This window comes from Cupriavidus sp. 30B13 (assembly GCF_049059565.2).
Lineage (GTDB): Bacteria > Pseudomonadota > Gammaproteobacteria > Burkholderiales > Burkholderiaceae > Cupriavidus.
In genome coordinates this window covers 1,479,063-1,499,325 of sequence record NZ_CP188223.1, presented here as the reverse complement: position 1 = coordinate 1,499,325, position 20,263 = coordinate 1,479,063, and the positions used below count along the sequence as shown (strand labels likewise).

Annotated in this window: 15 protein-coding genes; 11 read left to right on the top strand and 4 right to left on the bottom strand. The window is 69.4% G+C overall.

Annotated features, from left to right (window positions below):
* Positions 1-21: 21 nt before the first annotated feature.
* Complete coding sequence (glnE, locus tag ACKI2N_RS06980) at positions 22-2,997, bottom strand: bifunctional [glutamate--ammonia ligase]-adenylyl-L-tyrosine phosphorylase/[glutamate--ammonia-ligase] adenylyltransferase (RefSeq protein WP_420992632.1); 2,976 nt, start codon at positions 2,995-2,997, stop codon at positions 22-24.
* Positions 2,998-3,118: 121 nt separating this feature from the next.
* On the opposite strand from glnE, the gene ACKI2N_RS06975 reads away from it, so the two are divergent.
* The 5 genes from ACKI2N_RS06975 (at position 3,119) to ACKI2N_RS06955 (ending at position 12,134) form a co-directional block, all read left to right on the top strand.
* Positions 3,119-7,507 carry a YhdP family protein gene (locus tag ACKI2N_RS06975; RefSeq protein WP_420992633.1) on the top strand — a complete coding sequence of 1,463 codons (4,389 nt, stop codon included), beginning with the start codon at positions 3,119-3,121 and terminating at the stop codon, positions 7,505-7,507.
* A 55-nt stretch (positions 7,508-7,562) separates the two neighbouring features.
* A complete protein-coding gene (locus ACKI2N_RS06970) occupies positions 7,563-8,402 on the top strand; it encodes a carbon-nitrogen hydrolase family protein (RefSeq protein WP_420992634.1) in 840 nt (279 codons plus the stop codon).
* Positions 8,403-8,516: 114 nt separating this feature from the next.
* The gene (gene tldD, locus ACKI2N_RS06965; RefSeq protein WP_420992635.1) at positions 8,517-9,977 is read left to right on the top strand and encodes a metalloprotease TldD; all 1,461 of its coding nucleotides are present in this window, start codon (positions 8,517-8,519) and stop codon (positions 9,975-9,977) included.
* A 376-nt stretch (positions 9,978-10,353) separates the two neighbouring features.
* Entirely contained in the window at positions 10,354-11,433 is a 1,080-nt protein-coding gene (gene aroG, locus ACKI2N_RS06960) for a 3-deoxy-7-phosphoheptulonate synthase AroG (RefSeq protein WP_420992636.1), read from the top strand.
* Between the two features lie 56 nt (positions 11,434-11,489).
* A complete protein-coding gene (locus ACKI2N_RS06955; protein ID WP_420992637.1) occupies positions 11,490-12,134 on the top strand; it encodes a hypothetical protein in 645 nt (214 codons plus the stop codon).
* Here ACKI2N_RS06955 and ACKI2N_RS06950 read toward each other — a convergent pair.
* Positions 12,061-12,459 carry a c-type cytochrome gene (locus tag ACKI2N_RS06950; RefSeq protein WP_420992638.1) on the bottom strand — a complete coding sequence of 133 codons (399 nt, stop codon included), beginning with the start codon at positions 12,457-12,459 and terminating at the stop codon, positions 12,061-12,063. The genes ACKI2N_RS06955 and ACKI2N_RS06950 overlap by 74 nt on opposite strands.
* Positions 12,460-12,470: 11 nt before the next feature.
* A complete protein-coding gene (locus tag ACKI2N_RS06945) occupies positions 12,471-12,818 on the bottom strand; it encodes a c-type cytochrome (protein WP_420992639.1) in 348 nt (115 codons plus the stop codon).
* 405 nt (positions 12,819-13,223) lie between these two features.
* On the opposite strand from ACKI2N_RS06945, the gene ACKI2N_RS06940 reads away from it, so the two are divergent.
* From ACKI2N_RS06940 to ACKI2N_RS06930, 3 genes are read left to right on the top strand one after another with little or no spacing between them, the layout of a single operon-like run.
* Positions 13,224-14,102 (top strand): AAA family ATPase, encoded by an 879-nt coding sequence (locus ACKI2N_RS06940; protein ID WP_020201397.1) that lies wholly within the window; start codon positions 13,224-13,226, stop codon positions 14,100-14,102.
* Positions 14,103-14,115: 13 nt separating this feature from the next.
* Positions 14,116-14,709 (top strand): GNAT family N-acetyltransferase, encoded by a 594-nt coding sequence (locus tag ACKI2N_RS06935; RefSeq protein ID WP_420992640.1) that lies wholly within the window; start codon positions 14,116-14,118, stop codon positions 14,707-14,709.
* Between the two features lie 29 nt (positions 14,710-14,738).
* The gene (locus ACKI2N_RS06930) at positions 14,739-15,914 is read left to right on the top strand and encodes a vWA domain-containing protein (protein WP_420992641.1); all 1,176 of its coding nucleotides are present in this window, start codon (positions 14,739-14,741) and stop codon (positions 15,912-15,914) included.
* A 36-nt stretch (positions 15,915-15,950) separates the two neighbouring features.
* Here ACKI2N_RS06930 and gcvA read toward each other — a convergent pair whose 3' ends face one another.
* Positions 15,951-16,853 carry a transcriptional regulator GcvA gene (gene gcvA, locus ACKI2N_RS06925; protein WP_420992642.1) on the bottom strand — a complete coding sequence of 301 codons (903 nt, stop codon included), beginning with the start codon at positions 16,851-16,853 and terminating at the stop codon, positions 15,951-15,953.
* A 180-nt stretch (positions 16,854-17,033) separates the two neighbouring features.
* Here gcvA and ACKI2N_RS06920 point away from each other — a divergent pair, with 180 nt between their 5' ends.
* From ACKI2N_RS06920 to ACKI2N_RS06910, 3 genes are all read left to right on the top strand, one after another.
* Complete coding sequence (locus ACKI2N_RS06920) at positions 17,034-18,020, top strand: tripartite tricarboxylate transporter substrate binding protein BugE (RefSeq protein WP_420992643.1); 987 nt, start codon at positions 17,034-17,036, stop codon at positions 18,018-18,020.
* Between the two features lie 12 nt (positions 18,021-18,032).
* Positions 18,033-18,914 carry an N-formylglutamate amidohydrolase gene (locus ACKI2N_RS06915; protein ID WP_420992644.1) on the top strand — a complete coding sequence of 294 codons (882 nt, stop codon included), beginning with the start codon at positions 18,033-18,035 and terminating at the stop codon, positions 18,912-18,914.
* A gap of 247 nt (positions 18,915-19,161) precedes the next feature.
* A complete protein-coding gene (locus tag ACKI2N_RS06910; protein ID WP_420992645.1) occupies positions 19,162-19,986 on the top strand; it encodes a BspC domain-containing protein in 825 nt (274 codons plus the stop codon).
* The last annotated feature ends 277 nt before the right edge of the window (positions 19,987-20,263 follow it).

The following is a 20,263-nucleotide window of genomic DNA, read 5'->3' as shown; positions in this document are numbered from 1 at the left end:
CCGCGCCGGCGGGAAGCTGCGTCAATTGCCGCCCGCGCCCGCCGGCTCGCCGAACACGGCCTGCCACAGCGCCCGCACCTGCGCCACTTCCGCGGCCACCGAGTCCGCGGGCACGCGCGCCTGGTCGTGGCCGTCGAGCCGCAGCTGGTGCTGGCGGGCGCGGAAGACGCGGTAGGCGTCGCCCACCTCGCGCGCCAGCGTGGCGTCGATCAGGCCCAGCTCCGCGGCGGTGCGCAGCAGCGCGATATTGCCGGCGTTGCGGGTCAGCTCGGGGTGGTGGTGGCTATGCAGCAGCACCAGGTATTGCACGGTGAACTCGATGTCGACCATGCCGCCGCGGTCATGCTTGAGATCGAACAGCCCGCCGGCGTTCGGATGGCCGTCGGCCACCTTGCGCCGCATGGCGGTGATCTCGCCGGCCAGCGTGGCGGCGTCGCGCGGCTCGCGCAGGACTTCGCCGCGCAGGCGCTCGAAATGCGCGCCGATCTCCGGGTCCCCCGCGCAGAAGCGCGCGCGCGTGAGCGCCTGGTGTTCCCACACCCACGCCGTGTTGTCGCCCTCGCGCTGCTGATAGCGGCGAAAGCCCTCGAAGCTGGTCACCATCAGGCCCGCCTCGCCGTTCGGGCGCAGCCGCGTGTCCACGTCGAACAGCGTGCCGGCCGCGGTGTGGCTGGTCAGCCAGGTGATCAGCCGGCGCGCGTAGGCCGCGTAGATGTCGGGCGCGCGCTCGTGCTCGTCCTCGTAGAGGAAGATGATGTCGAGGTCGGAGGCATAGCCGAGCTCCTTGCCGCCCAGCTTGCCGTAGGCGATCACGGCGAAGCGCGGCTGCTCGCGGTGGCGCGTGGCGAGCTGGCGCCACACCGCCTGCAGCGTGACGGCCAGCATGGCGTCGGCCAGGTCGGACAGGCGGTCGGCCACCTGCTCCACGGTCAGCATGCCTTGCAGGTCCTGCAGCAAGATGCGGAAGGTCTCGGCATGGTGCTCGCGGCGCAGGATGTCCATCTGCGCCTCGACCTGGCCGTGGGCGGCGTCGAGCCGCGCGGCCAGGCGGGCGCGGAAGCCGTGCCAGTCCGGCGCGCCGGCCAGCGCGTCGCTGTCGAGCAGTTCGTCGAGCAGTTGCGGGTGGCGCGTCAGGTAGGCGGCGGCCCAGCTCGACGCGTGCAGCGTGTCGGCCACGCGCGCCATCGCCTGCGGGTACTCGGACAGCAGCGACAGATAGGACGCGCGCCGGCTGATGGCCTCGAGGAAATCGACGAAGCGCGCGATGGTGCTGTCGGCATCGCCCTGGCGCGCGGCCAGGTCGAGCGCGCGGTTGACCAGCAGGTCGAAGCGCACCCGGCTCTGCTCGGACAGCGCCCGGTAGCGCAGCGACGAGCCGGTCGCGCGCAGGCGGTCCAGCAGCCCGGTGCAATCGGTGAAGCCGGCCTTGGCCAGGCGCTCGCACGGCGGCTCGTCCTGTTCGTCCTGGATCAGCGCGGGCCACAGCGCCTCGCACGGCTCGTTGACCTGGTCGGGGTCGGAGAAGGTGGCCTCGAACTGCTGCGCCACCGGCTCCTGCAGCGAGGACAGCCGCGCCATCAGGGCCGGCCAGCCGTCGCAGCCCATCATGGCGGCCACCGCCTGCTGCTCCTCGGCGGCGGTGGGCAGGTGATGGGTCTGGGCATCGTCGCGGTATTGCAGGCGGTGCTCGAGCTGGCGCAGGAAGCGGTAGGCATCGGCCAGCTGCTGGGCCTGGCCGGCCGGCAGCAGGCCGTGCTCCACCGCCACCGCCAGCACTTCCAGCGTGGGCCGCACGCGCAGCGCGGTGTCCTGGCCGCCGCGGATGAGCTGGAACACCTGGGCCATGAACTCGATCTCGCGGATGCCGCCGCGGCCCAGCTTGATGTCGAAGGCGCGCTGGTTGACGCGCTGCCCGCCCCCGCCGCCCGCCAGGCCGCCGCTGCGCTTGGCCGCCTCGGCGCGGATCTGCGCGTGCAGCGAGCGGATCGCGGCGATCACGCCGTAGTCCAGGTAGCGGCGGAACACGAAGGGGCCGGTGAGACTGGCGAGCTGCGCCGCGGCGCGCCGCGCGTGCGGCGTGTCCTGCGCCGACACCACCCGGCCCTTGATCCACGCATAGCGCTCCCATTCGCGCCCCTGCACCACCAGGTATTGCTCCAGCATGCCGAAGCTGCATGCCAGCGGGCCGGCGTCGCCGTTGGGGCGCAGGCGCATGTCGACGCGGAACACATAGCCGTCGGCGGTGACTTCGGCCAGCAGGTTGATCAGGCGGCGGCCCAGGCGGATGAAGTATTCATGGTTGGACAGGCTGCGCTGGCCGCCGCGCGTGTCGCCGTCTTCGTCGTAGAGGAAGATCAGGTCGATGTCGGAGGACACATTGAGCTCGCGCCCGCCCAGCTTGCCCATGCCGACCACCACCAGCTCCTGCACCTCGCCGCTGGACTCGCCGACCGGGCGGCCATAGACCGGCTCCATGTCCGCCTGCAGCACCGACATGCCGTACTGGATGCCGAGCTCGGCCAGGTCGGTCATGGCGCCGGTGACCTCGCCCAGGGCCGACAGCCCGCGCAGGTCGCGCTCGATCACCACGCACATCACCTCGGCGCGCAGCCGGCGCAGCGCGCGCTTGGCGGCGTCCTCGGCGTCGGCCGACGGTTCGTGCAGCGCCTGCAGCCGGGCCGCCATCCACTCGCGCGTGAGCGGCCGCGCGCTCGCGGCCGCGACGATTTCCGCCAGGGCGGGACGGGCCTGCACCATACGGCGGGTGTAATGCGAATAGGCGGGCGAGTACAATGCCGTGCCGGCGCAATCGACCGGCACGAGCCCGGCGGCGGCCACGACGGCGTAAGGCCCCGTGGCCATGTCGGCCACGGCTTGCCTGGCGGCCCCGGAAGTGTTGCCGGGCGCATGTTCGCCACCCGAGCCGGCCGCGGCGGTGGCGGTGGCGCTTGCTGCCGTGGAACCTGCCGTGGAACTCGTCGGATCAGTGGAAGTCATTCCTGTTACTTGGAAGCGCATGAGGGAAGCGCGTGAGCCGGCCCCGGGCCGGCGCGCGCATCGTGCACGGCCTGTCAGGCACCGAATTGGAGAGCGCCTAGTATTGTCGGATAATCTGCGCATGTCCAGCCGCGCCACCCCTCCCGCAGAACCCGGCCCGCCGGCTGCCGCCACGGCCGCCGCGGCAGCCGCGCCGGGCCAGGACGGGACCGCCGGCCCCACCTTTTTGCAGCAGGCCCCGCGCCGCGCGCTGGCGCTGGCGCGCGCGCTCGGGCGCGCCGCGCGCGCGGTGCTGCGCCATCCCGCGTGGCGCGGACTGGGCCGCGCGCTGGCGCGCCTGGCGATCGCGCTGCTGGTGATCGCACTGCTGGGCGGGCTGCTGATCCGCTTCGTGCTGTGGCCACAGGCCTCGGCGGCGCGCACCTGGCTGGAGCAGCGCGGCTCGATCGCGCTGTCCGCCAGCTTCAGCATCGGCCAGCTCGACACCTACTGGGACGGCTGGCACCCAGCCTTCCATGCCCGCAACGTCAAGGCGCTCGACGGCGAGCAGCGCGTGCTGCTGGCCGCCGGCACGCTCGACGGCAAGCTCTCCTGGCGCTCCCTGTTCGGCATGGACCTGCTGTTCCAGCAGATCTCGGCCAGCCAGACCGACGTGCTGGTGCACCGCACCCCCGACGGCAAGCTCGAGGTGGCCGGCATGGCGGTCGACACCACCGGCGCGCAGCCGCAGGACAACCGCCTGTTCGACTGGCTGCTGGCGCAGGGCAAGGTCGAGCTCAGCGACGGCAAGCTGCGCTGGCTCGACGACAAGGACAAGCTGCCGCAGCTCGACGTGGGCAACATCCAGTTCAGCGCGCGGCGGCTCGGCTCGCGCCACCTCGTCAAGCTGGAAGCGCAATCCGCCACGCTGGCGCCGCGCCCGCTGGTGATCCAGGCCGACTTCCGCCACGACTACCTGCGCCGCGCCGGCGACTGGCACAACTGGCACGGCCAGGCCAGCTGGGACCTGGGCCGGCTGGAGCTGCCCGTGCTGCAGCGCTACACGGCCATCTTCGACCGCGTGGCGCGCGGCACCTTCAGCACCGACGGCACCATCGAATTCCGCGGCGGCCAGATCAGCCGCAGCCAGGCCCGGCTACGCGCCAGCGGCGTGGACCTGCAACTGGCCGGCGCGCCCGAGCCGCTCAAGCTCGCCAGCGCGCAGGCCTTCGTCATGCACCGCACCGGGCGCGACCACGACCACCTGCTGACCATCGACACCCTGCTGTGGCAGCCAGAGCCGGCCGAGGGCCCGGCCGTGCCGCCCGCGCGCGCCGACGTGCCCGCTTCCGCTTCCGCGTCCGCTGCCGTGCCGGCTTCGGCTCCCGCCGGCGTGGCGTCCGACGCGCCCGCGGCCGAGAGTGCCTGGCGCGAGGGCATGCGCAAGGTAGTGGTGGGGTGGGCCACCGACAACAAGGGCCAGTTGCGCAAGTTCACGCTCAAGGCGCCCACCTTCGACCTCAACACGGTGCGCTCGCTGGCCACCTCGCTGCCGCTCGACACGGCTTTGTCGCGCCAGTTGCGCGCGCTGCAGCCGTCGGGCCATCTCGACAACCTGGACGTGAACTGGAACCGCGACCGGCCCAACCTGCTGACGCGCCGCGAGGGACAGCCGCACTTCAATGTGCAGGGCACGCTGCGCAACGTCTCGGTGCGCGGCCAGGCGGCCAGCCCCGCCATGGGCGCCAACGGCAAGCCGAACCTGGGCGTGCCCGGCTTCACGCGGCTGTCGGGCAGCTTCAATTTCGACGAGCACCGCGGCAGCGCGCGCCTGGAAGGCAGCAACGCCGCGCTGATGCTGCCCGGCATGTTCGAGGAGCCGCGCGTGCCGTTCGACCAGATCGCCGGCGAGGTGCACTGGACCCGCGAGCGCGACAAGCTGGCGGTGCGCACCGACGGCGTGCGCTTCGCCAACCCGGACACCGCCGGCGTCGTGCGCGGCACCTGGCAGACCGGCGGCGACGGCCACGGCGGCATTGCCGACCTCAGCGGCGAGCTGAGCCGGGCCCAGGTCAGCCGCATCCCGCGCTACCTGCCGATGGGCCTGCCGGCGGCGACGCGCCAGTACCTGGCCGGCGCGCTGGTGGCCGGCGAAGCCAGCGACGTCAAGTTCCTGGTCAAGGGCGACCTCGAATACTTCCCCTTCCACAGCCCGCATGACGGCGCCGGCGACTTCCGCGTGGAAGTGCCGATCCAGCATTTCAGCTACCAGATCGCGCCCCATGTCGGCGCGGCGCCCGGCAGCGCCGCGGCCGCCAGCAACGGCGGCAAGGCGTGGCCGAACTTCACCGACATCAGCGGCCGCGTGCTGTTCGAGCGCGGCGGCCTGTCCTTCGTGGCCCAGCGCGCCACCGTGCAGGGCGTGGCCGGCGTCACGCTGCAGGATGTCAACGGCCATATCGCCGACCTCAGCGATCACGGCCACCTGCTGCTCGACGGCGGCGCCAGCGGCCCCATGTCGGGCTTCCTGCGCTTTATCGGCGCCAGCCCGGTGCGCGACTGGACCGGCCAGGTGACCAGCGAGATGCGCGCCCAGGGCAACGGCGAGCTGCGCCTCAAGCTCGACCTGCCGCTCACCGAAGCCCACGGAGCCAAGGTGGAGGGGCAATTCCGCCTGCCCGGCAACGACCTCGTGCTGAGCCCGCAGTTGCCGCCGCTGGGAGGCACCACCGGCACGATCGCCTTCAGCGAGCGCGGCTTCCAGCTCAATGACCTGCGCGCGCGCTTTCTCGGCGGCGAGATCCGCGCCGGCGGCGGCAGCCAGCCGGACGGCACGGTGCGCGTGACGGCCAGCGGCAATCTCGGCGCGCCCGCCATCCGCGAGATGCTGGCAGGCTCGCCGCTCGCCGCGCTGGGGCAGAAGACCGAGGGCAGCGCCAGCTACGGTGCCGTGATCGGCGTGCGCGAGCACCAGCCGCAGATCACCATCACGTCCGACCTGGCCGGGCTGGCGCTGGCGCTGCCCGCCCCGCTGGCCAAGAGCGCGGCCCAGGCCGTGCCGCTGCGCGTGGAACTGCGCCCGGCCGCCGCGCGCGCCGGCCACGAGGAGCTGCTGGTGCAATACGGCAATGCGCTCAATGCGCGCTACCTGCTGCGGCGCGGCGCCGAAGGCACCGAAGTGGTGGCGGGCGGCATCGGCATCGAGCAGGCGGCGCCGCAGCCGGCCAGCGGCGTCACCGCCGCGCTGGCCAGCAGCCGCTTCGACCTGGACCCGTGGCGCGCCCTGCTGGGCGGCGACGGCGGCACCGCCAGGGCGAACAACGGCGGCCGGAGCAACGCCCCAGCCGCGCCGCCCTCGCCCTTCATGCCCGAGCGCATCACCGCCCGCGCGCGCACGCTGGTGGCATTCGGCCGCGAGCTGGACGAGGCGGCGGTCGAAGCCAGCCGCGCGCCCGGCGGCTGGGACGTGCGCCTGGACGCGCGCCAGGTCGCCGGCACCCTGCGCTGGCGCGACGACGCCAGCACCGGGCCGGCCGGCGCGCTGACGGTACGCCTGTCGCGCCTGAACATCCCCGACAGCAACGACGCCGGCAACATGGCGGATACCCTGGCCGGCAACGCCGGCGAACTGCCGGCGCTGGACCTGGTGGCCGACCGCTTCGAGCTGCACGGGCGCGACTTCGGCAAGCTGGAGGTCAAGGCGCACGCCGGCGAAAGCGGCGGCGATCCGGTGTGGACGCTGGAGCGCCTGGTGCTCGAGCAGCCCGGCGCCACCTTCACCGGCAGCGGCAGCTGGCGCATGCCGCGCCGGCTGCGCGAAGGCGCCAGCGCCGAGCGCCGCACCCTGCTCGACTTCAAGCTCGACGTGCGCAACGGCGGCCAGGTGCTCGAACGCATGGGCCTGCCGCACATCCTGGCCGACGGCCGCGGCACGCTGGAGGGGCGCGTGGGCTGGCGCGGATCGCCGCTGGCGATCGACTATCCCACCCTGTCGGGCCGCGTGACGCTCAAGCTCGACAACGGCCAGATCCTCGCCGTGGAGCCGGGCGCGGCCAAGCTGCTGGGCGTGCTCAGCCTGCAGGGGCTGATGCGGCTGGCCACCTTCGACTTCCGCGGCGTGGCGGGCCAGGGCATGGTGTTCGACGAGATCACCGGCACCGGCACGCTCGAGAACGGCGTGGCCAGCACCAAGGACTTCGAGCTCAAGGGCGGCCAGCTGCGCGCCTCGATGACGGGCAGCGCCAACCTGCCGCGCGAAACCCAGGACCTGGAGGTCACGGTGGTGCCGCGCATCAACGCCACCTCGGCCTCGGTGGCGGCGGCCTTCATCAATCCGGCGCTGGGCATCGGCACGCTGGCCGCGCAGCTCATCTTCGCCGACGAGTTCTCCAAGGCCTTCAGCCGCCGCTACCACATCAGCGGCAGCTGGGCGAACCCGCAGATCGGCAAAGTGGGGGAGAATAAGGGCGATGCCCAGCCCGGCCTGCCCTCCGTGCAAGGCACGTCGAACCGGGTCTACCCGCTGCCGTAAGCCCCGCACGCGCGGCGCGCGCCGCGCCGCCAGCCCCATGCCAAGGAAAACGCACATGACCGCAACCGCCTCCGCCCCCGGCGCAACGCCGTTCCGCGTGGCCGCGATCCAGACCGTCAGCGGCATCTCGCGCGAGGCCAACCTGGCCCGCGCCGAGGCGCTGATCGCCCAGGCCGCGCACGGCGGCGCGGAGCTGGTGCTGCTGCCGGAATATTTCTGCATGATGGGCCAGCGCGAGGGCGACAAGGTCGCCATCCGCGAGCGCGACGGCGACGGCCCGATCCAGTCCTTCCTGGCCGGGGCCGCGCGCCGCCACCGCCTCTGGCTGGTGGGCGGCACCCTGCCGCTGTGGTGCGAGGACGAGGCGCGCGTCTACAACACCTCGCTGGTCTACGATCCGCGCGGCGAGCGCGTGGCGCGCTACGACAAGATCCACCTGTTCGGCTTCACGCGCGGCACCGAGAGCTACGACGAGTCGCGCACCATCCTGGCCGGCGACACGCCGGTGAGCTTCGAGGCGCCGTGCGGCCGGGTCGCCATGTCGGTCTGCTACGACCTGCGCTTCCCGGAGCTGTACCGCCAGCTCGCCGCCGGCGGCAAGACCAGCTTGATTCTGATGCCGGCCGCCTTCACCTACACCACGGGACAGGCGCACTGGGAGATCCTGCTGCGCGCGCGCGCCATCGAGAACCAGTGCTATGTGCTGGCCGCGGCACAGGGCGGCAAGCACGAGAACGGCCGCCGCACCTGGGGCCATTCCATGCTGATCGACCCGTGGGGCGAAATCATGGCGGTGTTGCCCGAGGGCGAAGGCGTGGTGAGCGGCGTGATCGATCCCGCGCGCCTGGACGAAGTGCGGCAGAACCTGCCGGCGCTGCGCCACCGGGTGCTGTAGCATGTACGGCCACAGGCCCGGGCAGATGGCGATGCGCCCGCCCGGGCCACGGAACGCAGATTTTTCACGCGGTGGCGTCCGCAGCCGCCGCGGCACGACGATAAAAGGAAAACCATGAACGCCGGCGACCTCGGAATCCGCAACCTCGCCACCGCCCAGCAACTGCTGCTGGCTCCCTACGGCCTCGACGAGGCCAAGCTGCAGCGCGTGCTGGCGGACATCTTCACGCACAAGGTCGACTACGCCGACCTCTACTTCCAGTACACCCGCAACGAGGCGTGGAGCCTGGAAGAAGGCATCGTCAAGTCGGGCAGCTTCAGCATCGACCAGGGCGTGGGCGTGCGCGCCGTGTCGGGCGACAAGACCGCCTTCGCCTACTCGGACGACATCAGCCTGGACGCGCTGCTCAAGGCCGGCGCCGCCACCCGCACCATCGGCCGCGCCGGCAGCGGCCGCGTCAAGGTGGCCGGCAAGATGGCCTCGCAGGGCGGGCGCAACCTGTACACCCCCAACGATCCGCTCGACTCGATGGCCGCCGCCGACAAGGTGGCGCTGCTCGAGCGCGTGGAGCGCATGGCGCGCGCCAAGGACCCGCGCGTGGTGCAGGTGATGGCGGGCCTGGCCGGCGAATACGACGTGGTGCTGGTGGCGCGCAGCGACGGCGTCATCGCCGCCGACGTGCGCCCGCTGGTGCGCGTCTCGGTGACGGTGATCGCCGAGCAGAACGGCCGCCGCGAGATCGGCTCCTCGGGCGGCGGCGGGCGCTATGCCTACGGCTATTTCACCGACGAGCTGCTGCGCAAGTACGTCGACGAAGCGGTCGCCTCGGCGCTGGTCAATCTCGACGCGCGCCCCACCCCGGCCGGCGCCATGACCGTGGTGCTGGGCCCGGGCTGGCCCGGCGTGCTGCTGCACGAAGCGATCGGCCACGGCCTGGAAGGCGACTTCAACCGCAAGGGCTCGTCGGCGTTTGCCGGCCGCATGGGCGAGCGCGTGGCGGCCAAGGGCGTGACCGTGGTCGACGACGGCACGCTGGCCAACCGCCGCGGCTCGCTCAACCTCGACGACGAGGGCAACCCGACCCAGTGCACCACGCTGATCGAGGACGGCATCCTCAAGGGCTATATGCAGGACACGCTCAACGCGCGCCTGATGAAGATGCCGGTGACCGGCAACGCGCGCCGCGAGAGCTATGCCGCGCTGCCCATGCCGCGCATGACCAACACCTACATGCTCAACGGCGACCGCGACCCGCAGGAGATCATCGCCAGCGTCAAGCGCGGCCTCTACGCGGTGAATTTCGGCGGCGGCCAGGTCGACATCACCAACGGCAAGTTCGTGTTCTCGGCAAGCGAGGCCTACCTGATCGAGGACGGCAAGATCACCGCGCCGGTCAAGGGCGCCACGCTGGTCGGCAACGGCCCGGAATCGCTCAAGGACGTGACCATGATCGGCAACGACATGCGCCTGGACTCGGGCGTGGGCGTGTGCGGCAAGGAAGGCCAGAGCGTGCCGGTGGGCGTCGGCCAGCCGACCCTGCGCATCGAGAACATGACCGTGGGCGGCACCGCCTGAAGCCCGCCGGGCGCCGCGCGTGCAGCGCGCGGCGCTTGCCAAGCACGGTAAAAAGCGCTATAAAGATGCTTCGTTGCACGATGGTCAACGGCCGCGGCCCGCAGAATTGCCAGCCCCGGCGCAATTTTGTGCCATCCTCTGACGCATTGCCGCAAAGAACATACGACACCCGAGCCTGATCCGATCCATGTCCGCCAAGTTTTACTTTTACTTTTTTAGCGATCTCACACCGCTGGCGGATGGAGAGGGACGATCGTAAGCGCCCCGAGGATACAGAAAAAGCCGCCAGCGAACCTGGCGGCTTTTTTTATCCCGGCCCGCTCCCAGGCCCTAGCCCATACCCCCAAACCCACGACCCACAAAATCCGGAGCCATCATGCTGAAGAACACCGACGACCTGCGTATTCGCGAACTCAAGGAACTGTTGCCGCCGGCGCACCTGATCCGCGAGTTCGCCTGCTCCGAACAGGCCTCCGACGTGATCTACGGCGCGCGCCAGGCCATGCACCGCATCCTGCACGGCATGGATGACCGCCTCATCGTCATCATCGGGCCCTGCTCCATCCACGACACGCGCGCCGCGCTCGAATACGCCAAGCTGCTCAAGGTGCAGCGCGACCGTTTCGCCGGGGAGCTGGAAGTGGTGATGCGGGTGTATTTCGAAAAGCCGCGCACCACGGTGGGCTGGAAGGGCCTGATCAACGACCCGCACATGGACGGCAGCTTCAAGATCAACGACGGCCTGCGCACCGCGCGCGAGCTGCTGCTGAACATCAGCGAGCTGGGCGTGCCGACCGGCACCGAGTACCTCGACATGATCAGCCCGCAGTACATCGCCGACCTGGTGAGCTGGGGCGCCATCGGCGCGCGCACCACCGAAAGCCAGGTGCACCGCGAGCTGGCCTCGGGACTGTCGTGCCCGGTGGGTTTCAAGAACGGCACCGACGGCAACGTCAAGATCGCCGTGGACGCCATCAAGGCCGCTTCGCAGCCCCACCATTTCCTCTCGGTCACCAAGGGCGGCCACTCGGCCATCGTGTCGACCTCGGGCAACGAGGACTGCCACATCATCCTGCGCGGCGGCAAGGCGCCCAACTATGACGCCGCCAGCGTGCAGGAAGCCTGCGAGGCGATCTCCAAGGCCGGCCTGGCCGCGCGCCTGATGATCGATGCCTCGCACGCCAACAGCAGCAAGAAGCACGAGAACCAGATCCCGGTGTGCGAGGACATCGGCCGCCAGCTGGCCGCCGGCGACGAGCGCATCGTCGGCGTGATGGTGGAATCGCACCTGGTGGCGGGCCGCCAGGACCACGCCCAGGGCACGCCGGTGGATAGCCTCACCTACGGCCAGTCGGTCACCGATGCCTGCATCGGCTGGGACGACTCGGTCCAGGTACTGGAGATCCTCGCCAACGCCGTCAAGGCACGCCGCCTGGCCAAGGGCACCGGCAACTGAGCCCGGCCGCGCGCAACGAAAAAGCCGCTGATGTCAGCGGCTTTTTTGATTTCGACATGGCACCCACGCCGGAATCCGGCTGGCTCGCGCGCGCATCCGATCCAACCGGGCTCATCAATGCCGGGATGTGCCGTGAGAACCGGCTCGCCGAAAACAAATCAGCCCGTCATCAGCTCATGCGGGTTCCCAAATGGCAGTCGGCTACCAGCGCGCCTTCGTGGACGGCTATGTGCCCAATCAGAGCTACCTGCTTCCCGAAGCCATCGCGCAAGCACTGGCCGGAGGGGCGCCGGCGCGGACAACAGCCCGCCGGAACCTATGCACGCAACGTGCTGGGACCCCTGCTCATCGATCTGTCCTGGTCCTCATCGCGCCTGGAGGGCAATCGCTATTCCCTGCTGGCCACGGAAGAACTGATCAGGAAATACGCCGTCGTCCAGATCGAGGCGATGGGTGTTCCCGACCCGACCCGACCCGACCCGATGCGCTTGCGCTTCCGGGAAGCCTTGAACGAGACGATCGGCCATATTGTCCGCGATGGACGGACGGGCGCCGAAGCCGTGGCTTTGCTGGGACTATCCGAACAGGATGCGCAGGTTTTCCAGCCGATACTCCGGCATGCCGTCCTTACTTCTTCAGCACCAGCCCGCCCGGCAGCGACTCGATATACGCGGCGATGTCGCGCAGTTCCTGGCGCGTGAACGGACGCGGCTTGCCGTCCTTGCCGGTCACGGCGGGATTGGCGTTGACCTGGCCGGCCATGATGGCGTTGGAACGGCCCACCTGCGGGTTGGTGGTGACCTGGTAGGCAACCAGCGCGTGGTACAGGTAGTCGGCGTGCTGGCCGGCCAGCTTCGGGTAGTCCGGGCTGATCGGGGCATTCATGCCGGCGCCGTGGCAGGCCACGCAGTTGCCCTTTTCCACCAGCGCCTTGCCGGCGGCGATGTCGGCGGCCGCGGCGGAGAAGGCCGCGGCACCCAGCACGAGCGCGCCGGCCGCGAGCGAAAGCGTCTTGAGCGTATTCATGGAGGGTCCCCTCACTTCTGGTTGTTGTTCTGGGTGCTGGAGGTCTGCTGGGCGTAGTAGGCAGCCACGTCGGCGATGTCCTGGTCGCTCAGCGTGGCGGCAATGCCGCGCATGGTCGGGTGCTTGCGGTCGCCCTTCTGGTATTCCTTGAGGGCGTTCTCGATGTACTTGGCGTTCTGGCCTCCCAGCAGCGGCACCTGATACACCTCGGGGAACGAAGCACGGTACCCGGGAATACCATGACATCCGATACACATTGCGACCTTGTTCCTGGCGGCATCCACATTGCCCTTGACTTCCTGGGCTTGCACAGCCATCGCGGCCGCACCCAGCACTACCATCGTGAGGAGCTTTTTCATTGTCGTAGCTGATTGGAAGTGTAAAACCCTGGGAGACCTGCCCGACCGGTCAGAAATGGCTTCGGAATGGGGCCGGCGGGAGACCGCGTCTGCGCGCGGCTCGATGTGAAGCTGCCAGGGGATCCGGGCACCCGGGACGCCGCCGGACGCGGCGGGGATGGGTGGGACCTGCCTCATTCTGCAACCATCTCTTTTGAACGCCGCCTCCCGGCAGGGGCCGCGCGCAAGACTAGGCGGACGAACCGGACGGTGGAGATATAGGACTTGGGGGGCGCGTCAAACCGGCGCATTGTACCGCACGCTGCACGCGAGCGTCCAGCATGGTGCAGGCGGGCATACGCGAACGGAAAAGCTCTTTTATACTGGCCCATTCCGACACGCACGAACCCCTCATCAGGTTGCCTCATGTCCAACACCACCAACGCCAGCCCCAACCAGCAGACCCGCTTCGAAGGCAGCCAGCAGTACGTTGCCACCGATGACCTCAAGCTGGCCGTCAACGCCGCCCGCGCGCTGCAGCGCCCGCTCCTGATCAAGGGCGAGCCCGGCACCGGCAAGACCATGCTGGCCGAGGAAGTGGCGGCGGCGCTCGGCATGCCGCTGCTGCAATGGCACATCAAGTCGACCACCAAGGCGCAGCAGGGCCTGTACGAGTACGACGCGGTCTCGCGCCTGCGCGACTCGCAGCTCGGCGACGACCGCGTGCACGACATCCGCAACTACATCGTCAAGGGCGTGCTGTGGCAGGCCTTCGAGGCCGACCAGCAGGTGGTGCTGCTGATCGACGAGATCGACAAGGCCGACATCGAATTCCCGAACGACCTGCTGCGCGAAATCGACCGCATGGAGTTCTACGTGTACGAGACGCGCGAGCTGGTCAAGGCCAGGCACCGCCCGCTCGTCATCATCACCTCCAACAACGAGAAGGAACTGCCGGACGCGTTCCTGCGCCGCTGCTTCTTCCACTACATCAAGTTCCCCGACGCCGAGACCATGCAGCGCATCGTCGACGTGCACTACCCCGGCATCAAGCGCGAGCTGGTGGCCGCCGCGCTCGAATCGTTCTACGAGATGCGCAACCTGCCGGGCCTGAAGAAAAAGCCCTCGACCTCGGAGCTGATCGACTGGCTCAAGCTGCTGATGGCCGAGGACATCCCGCCCGAGGCGCTCAAGAGCCCGGACAAGAAGGCCGCCATCCCGCCGCTGCACGGCGCGCTGCTGAAGAACGAGCAGGACGTGCACCTGTTCGAGCGCCTGGTGTTCATGAACCGCGCCAACCGCTGAGCCCGCACCCGCCATGACCGCCTTTGCCAAGCCCGTGACGCTGGTGGGCCATCACGCCACTCTCGAGCCGCTGCGGCCCGAGCATGCCGACGGCCTGCGCGCCGCGTCGGCCGACGGCGAACTGTGGAAGCTCTGGTACACCAGCGTGCCCGCGCCCGAGCGCATGGAAGCCGAGATCGCGCGGCGCCTGGGCCTGCTGGAACAGGGCTCGATGCTGCCGTTCGCGGTGCGCGACGCCGCCGGCCAGCTCGCCGGCATGACCACCTTCATGAACATCGACGCGGCCAACCGGCGCGTCGAGATCGGTTCGACCTGGTATGCCCGCCGCGTCCAGCGCACGCCGCTGAACACCGAATGCAAGCTGATGCTGCTGGGCCATGCGTTCGACCATCTCGGCTGCATCGCCGTGGAATTCCGCACGCACTGGATGAACCAGCAAAGCCGCGCCGCCATCGCGCGGCTGGGCGCCAAGCAGGACGGCGTGCTGCGCAACCACCAGCGCATGCCGGACGGCTCGTTGCGCGATACCGTGGTGTTCTCCATCATCGCCAGCGAATGGCCGACGGTGCGCCAACACCTGCAATTCCAGCTCGCGCGCCCGCGCTGAAGCGCGGCGCCGACTGAAAGCGAGGCATCATGCTGATCGACTTCTTCTTCTCACTGCGCCACGCCAAGCTGCCGGTCTCGGTCAAGGAATACCTGGCCATGCTCGAAGCGCTCAAGGCCGGGGTCATCTCGCCGTCGATCGACGAGTTCTACTACCTGTCGCGCATGGCGCTGGTCAAGGACGAGAAGCACTTCGACAAGTTCGACCAGACCTTCGCCGCGTACTTCAAGGGCGTGGAAAACCTGGTCGACTGGAAATCCGACATTCCGCTGGACTGGCTGCAGAAGACGCTGGAGCGCGAGCTCTCGGCCGAGGAAAAGGCCAAGATCGAAGCCATGGGCGGGCTCGACAAGCTCATGGAGCGCCTCAAGCAACTGCTCGAGGAGCAGAAGGAAAAGCACGAGGGCGGCAACAAGTGGATCGGCACCGGCGGCACCTCGCCGTTCGGCCACGGCGGCTACAACCCGGAAGGCATCCGCATCGGCGGCCCCTCCAAGGGCAACCGCACCGCCATCAAGGTGTGGGAGACGCGCGCCTACAAGGACTACGACGACCAGGTCGAGCTCGGCACGCGCAACATCAAGGTGGCGCTGCGCCGCCTGCGCCGTTTCGCGCGCGAAGGGGCAGACACCGAGCTGGACCTCGACGACACCATCCATTCCACCGCGGCCAACGCCGGCCTGCTCGACATCAAGCTGCGCCCGGAGCGGCACAACAAGGTCAAGGTGCTGATGCTGCTCGACGTGGGCGGCTCGATGGACGACCACATCAAGCGCGTGGAGGAATTGTTCTCGGCCACCAAGACCGAGTTCAAGCACCTCGAGTACTACTACTTCCACAACTGCGTGTACGACTACGTGTGGAAGAACAACCGCCGCCGCCACGCCGAGAAGATCGCCACGTGGGACCTGATCCACAAGTACAGCTCGGACTACAAGGTGATCTTCGTCGGCGACGCCACCATGAGCCCGTACGAGATCCTGCAGCCGGGCGGCTCGGTGGAGTACAACAACCCGGAGGCCGGCGCGGTCTGGCTCAACCGCCTGATCGAGCAGTTCCCGCGCTTCGTCTGGCTCAACCCCGAGCCCGAAGGCCTGTGGCAATACCGCCAGTCGGTGACCGTGATCAACCAGATCATGAAGTCGCGCATGTACCCGGTCACGCTCAACGGGCTCGAACAGGCCATGCGGGTACTGTCGAAGTAGCGCTCAAGGAAGCGGACACGGACCGGTGGCGCCGCCTCAGGCCACCACGTCCACCCCCTCCATCACCCACTGGCGGAAGGTCTGCAGCGCCGGCAGGTGCTGCTTCTGCTCCGGGTAGCACAGGTAATAGCCCTTCTTGCTCAGCACGCGCGCGGGATGTGCCACCACCAGCGCGCCGCTGGCCAGCTCCTGCTCGATCAGGCAGCGCGGGATCAGCGCGATGCCGAGGCCCGACATGGCCGCCTGCGTGAGCAGCGAGAACTGGTCGAAGCGCGCGCCGCTCCACGCCTTGCGGGTGGCCACGCCAAGTTCGGCGAACCAGTCCGTCCACGCCTCGGGCACCGTGGTGTGATGCAGCAGCGGATAGCGCAGCAGCGCCGCCGGCGTGCGCGCCATCCCGTCGGTCTCGCCCGCCAGCAGGCCTGGCCGGCACACCGGCAGCACCTCGCGGCCGGTCATGTAGTCGGCCAGGCTGCCCGGCCACACGCCGTCGCCGAAGCGGATGGCGGCGTCGAGATCGGGCTGCGAGAAATCGTAGCCCTGCGCATGCGGCACGAACTCCAGGCTCACGTCGGGATGCTTCTCGAAGAACTGCGGCAGGCGCGGGATCAGCCACTTGGCGCCGAGCGTGGGCATGCTGGCGATATGGAGGGTGCCGCCGCGCCCCTGGCGGGCGATCAGCTCGACCGTGGCGGCCTCGATCTCGGTCAGGCTGGGGCGGATGCGGTCCAGGTAGCGCTGGCCGGCGTCGGTCAGCATCAGGCGCTGGCGCACGCGCTCGAACAGCTCCACGCCGAGGAAGGCTTCCAGGCTGCGCACCTGCTTGCTGACGGCCCCCTGCGTCACATGGAGCTCGCGCGCGGCCACCGTGAAGCTGTTGTAGCGCGCGGCGGCCTCGAAAGCCTGCAATTCGGTCAGCGACGGACATAAGCGTCGCATAGGTTACCCCTTACTTCACTACCAAACGGAATGATCGTGCGATTTTATTTCGTTTGCGGACTGCTTGCACGAACGAGCAGAATCGGGGAAAGCCCTTTGACTTGCTTTCAAGACGTTTGAGAGGCCCCTTGAGCCTCCCTCCTCTTTCCTCTCCCCGCTCTTCCTTCAGGAACCGAACTCATGCAACGCCGTAACATGCTCCGCCTCCTTGCCGCCGCCACCGGCGCCGTCGCCGCCGGCCTGTCGCTGTCGGCCGCGGCCCAGGGCACCTACCCGACCAAGCCCATCACGCTGGTCGTGCCGTTCCCGGCCGGCGGCACCACCGACATCGTGGCGCGCATCGTGGCCGACAAGCTCGGCCAGCAACTGGGCCAGGCCGTGGTGGTGGACAACCGCGGCGGCGCCGGCGGCAGCATCGGCACCGCGTTCCTGGCCAAGGCCGCGCCGGACGGCTACACGCTGGGCATCGCCACGGCTTCCACGCATGGCATCAACCCGGCCGTGTATCCGCGCCTGGCCTATGACGCCACCAAGGACTTCTCCACCATCACCAACCTGGCCTCGGTGCCCAACGTGATGAGCATCAACCCGGCGGTCAAGGCCACCGACATGAAGTCGTTCATCGCGCTGGCCAAGACCGAGCCCAACAAGATGGCCTACGGCTCGGCCGGCAACGGCAGCGTATCGCACATGATGGGCGAGTTGTTCAAGATGAGCAGCAAGACCGAACTGCTGCACGTGCCGTACAAGGGCGTCGGCCCGGCGCTGAACGACGCGCTGGCCAACCAGGTGCAGGTGCTGTTCGACAACCTGCCGTCCTCGCTGCCCTTCATCGAAGGCGGCAAGCTGCGCGCCCTGGCGGTGGCCGCGCCCAAGCGCGTGCCGGCCCTGCCCAACGTGCCCACCTTCGCCGAACTCGGCCTGCCCGAAGTCAACGACGCCTCGTGGTTCGGCCTGATCGCGCCGGCCAACCTGCCCGCCGACCTGCAGAACAAGCTGCACGACGCCACCGTGAAGGTGCTTGCGCTGCCCGAAGTCAAGGCTAAGCTGGAGAAGCTGGGCGCGGTGCCGGTCGGCAACACCCCGGCGCAGTTCGCCGCCCAGATCAAGAGCGAAGTGGCGAAGAACAAGCGCATCGCCGGCGCCGCCAAGATCTCCCTGGATTAACCGACGCACATCATGACGGAAGCAGACCGAAAGACCGGGCTTACTCCCCACCTCCTGCAACTGCCGCAAGGCGAGAGCAGCCCGCTCTTTCTCGATTCGCCGCACAGCGCCACCACCTACCCGGACGATTTCCGTCCGGCCGCCGGGCTGCCCCTGCCGCTGCTGCGCCAGGCCGAAGACACCTTTGTCGACGAGCTGTACGCCGACGCCCCCGCACGCGGCATCGCGCTGCTGTGCGCGGGCTTCCCGCGCAGCTACCTCGATGCCAACCGCGGCATCGAGGAAATCGACGAGGCGCTGCTCGACGCGCCCTGGCCCGGCCCGCGCCAGGAAACCTCCAAGACCCGGCTCGGCAAGGGCCTGGTGTGGCGCGTGCTGGATACCGGCGAGGCCATCTACGACCGCAAGCTGAGCGTGGTCGAGGTGCAGGCGCGCATCGCGCAGTACTACCTGCCCTACTACGCGCAATTGCAGAAGCTGTCGGACCAGGCCATCGCCCAGCACGGCAGCGCGTGGCACATCAACTGCCACTCGATGCCGAGCGAAGCGGCGCAGTACGCCACCGAGCATCCGGGCCTGCAGCATCCGGACTTCGTGGTGGGCGACCGCGACGGCACCACCTGCGACACGCGCTTCACCGACCGCGTCGAAGCCGTGCTCAAGGACATGGGCTACGACGTCTGGCGCAACCACCCGTACAAGGGCGTGGAGATCGTGCGCGTGGTGGGCCAGCCGGCCCAGCGCCGCCACAGCCTGCAACTGGAAATCAACCGCAAGCTGTACATGGACGAAGTGGGCCTCGCGCACAACGCCGGCTTCGGCAAGCTCAAGGCCAACCTCAACCACCTGCTCGACGAGCTGAAGGTCTTCGTCAAGGCGGCTTCGGCACACTGAAGCGCGCGCCGAAGCGCCACCGGCAAGCCCCGCCGCGCCATGCGCGGCAGGCCGCGCGGCTGTGCAACGCAGCCGCGCGCCGGCCCGCCCCGAAAGCGGCATGGCGGGCGCGCCGCGCCGCCATCGTGGCTGCGGCGGCACCTAGGGTAGAACCTAGGGTCAAGAGATTTCGGAACTTTGCGGCATGGGTTTCCTCTATCATGGCAGACCTTTGCCAACCCCTTTTGCCTCAAAGCAAGACGATCCCGTGATCCGACGAATCTCTGACCTGATCGGCAGCCGCCTCTGCGCGCTGGCTGCCGCAGTGGCAGGTGCGATCGCCCTGGCGGGCTGCGCCGATACACCGCTCAACGACCGCGATGCCGTGGTAACCAATCCCGGCACCGCCACGCCCGCCGCCGCAGCCACGGCAGCCGCTGCCGCCAAGCCCGCCACCCCCGCCCCGGCCGCCACCCGCCCGCCGCCCGCTCCCGCCGCCACGCCGCCCACCAAGACCGTGACCCTGCCAGCGCAAGGCCGCGTGAGCCTGGCCGAATACCGCGCGCAGATGCGCCAGCAACTGATGCAGACCGAAAACGCCAGCGCCGACGTGGCCGACTGCGCCGCGCACGCCAGCTGGGTGGTGCCGCGCTCGGTGACGTTCGACGCGCTGAAGATCCCCACCGGCGCGCTCGGCGCCGGGCAGGCCACGGTGGAACCGTGGGACGGGCGCTTCTCGCAAGGCAAGCAGGCCGTGCCGGTCAGCTCCGTGGTGACCTTCGCCGCCACCGCGCACAAGCGCAACGGCGAGGCCCAGTGGGAGGCGGTCAAGGTGCGCTGCGGCTACGCCGACGGCATGATGCTGGCCTACGAGTTGCTCGATGGCAGCGGCACCGTCATCAGCGAGCCCGCCGCCGCGCCCGCGGTACGCAGCAATGCCCGCCAGGCCGGCAGCGCCAAGGGGCACAAGGGCGGCAAGGCGACCAAGTCCGGCTCGGGCAAGGCCGGCAGCGCCAAATCGACCGGCACCGGCAAGCCCGCCGCCAAGGGCAGCAGCAAGAGCACCACGAAGCCGGGCAAGAAGGCGCGCTGAGTGGCGGGTAGACTTGCCGCTGGTTTGCTCCCCTCTCCCGCGTACGGGAGAGGGGCCGAGGGAGAGGGCGGGCGCTGGCGAATGCTGCCGTGCTGGAAAAACCGGCGGCTTCGTTGCTGGCTGCTAAGCTGGATCACACCGCTGGCTTCGCTTGATGTGGCGCCTAGTCAAACCGCCCCTCTCCCCGGCCCTCTCCCCGTGAGGGGAGAGGGAGGACACCTTGCTTAGGCTAGCTCTGGCCGCTTGGGCCCGTTCGCGGGCTTCGTCAATCGCACCG

What these genes read in the sequence shown, in the direction of transcription:
- glnE (WP_420992632.1), bottom strand. Translation starts at nt 2,997, where the DNA reads ATGACTTCCACTGATCCGACGAGTTCCACGGCAGGTTCCACGGCAGCA.
- ACKI2N_RS06975 (WP_420992633.1), top strand. Translation starts at nt 3,119, where the DNA reads ATGTCCAGCCGCGCCACCCCTCCCGCAGAACCCGGCCCGCCGGCTGCC.
- ACKI2N_RS06970 (WP_420992634.1), top strand. Translation starts at nt 7,563, where the DNA reads ATGACCGCAACCGCCTCCGCCCCCGGCGCAACGCCGTTCCGCGTGGCC.
- tldD (WP_420992635.1), top strand. Translation starts at nt 8,517, where the DNA reads ATGAACGCCGGCGACCTCGGAATCCGCAACCTCGCCACCGCCCAGCAA.
- aroG (WP_420992636.1), top strand. Translation starts at nt 10,354, where the DNA reads ATGCTGAAGAACACCGACGACCTGCGTATTCGCGAACTCAAGGAACTG.
- ACKI2N_RS06955 (WP_420992637.1), top strand. Translation starts at nt 11,490, where the DNA reads ATGGCACCCACGCCGGAATCCGGCTGGCTCGCGCGCGCATCCGATCCA.
- ACKI2N_RS06950 (WP_420992638.1), bottom strand. Translation starts at nt 12,459, where the DNA reads ATGAATACGCTCAAGACGCTTTCGCTCGCGGCCGGCGCGCTCGTGCTG.
- ACKI2N_RS06945 (WP_420992639.1), bottom strand. Translation starts at nt 12,818, where the DNA reads ATGAAAAAGCTCCTCACGATGGTAGTGCTGGGTGCGGCCGCGATGGCT.
- ACKI2N_RS06940 (WP_020201397.1), top strand. Translation starts at nt 13,224, where the DNA reads ATGTCCAACACCACCAACGCCAGCCCCAACCAGCAGACCCGCTTCGAA.
- ACKI2N_RS06935 (WP_420992640.1), top strand. Translation starts at nt 14,116, where the DNA reads ATGACCGCCTTTGCCAAGCCCGTGACGCTGGTGGGCCATCACGCCACT.
- ACKI2N_RS06930 (WP_420992641.1), top strand. Translation starts at nt 14,739, where the DNA reads ATGCTGATCGACTTCTTCTTCTCACTGCGCCACGCCAAGCTGCCGGTC.
- gcvA (WP_420992642.1), bottom strand. Translation starts at nt 16,853, where the DNA reads ATGCGACGCTTATGTCCGTCGCTGACCGAATTGCAGGCTTTCGAGGCC.
- ACKI2N_RS06920 (WP_420992643.1), top strand. Translation starts at nt 17,034, where the DNA reads ATGCAACGCCGTAACATGCTCCGCCTCCTTGCCGCCGCCACCGGCGCC.
- ACKI2N_RS06915 (WP_420992644.1), top strand. Translation starts at nt 18,033, where the DNA reads ATGACGGAAGCAGACCGAAAGACCGGGCTTACTCCCCACCTCCTGCAA.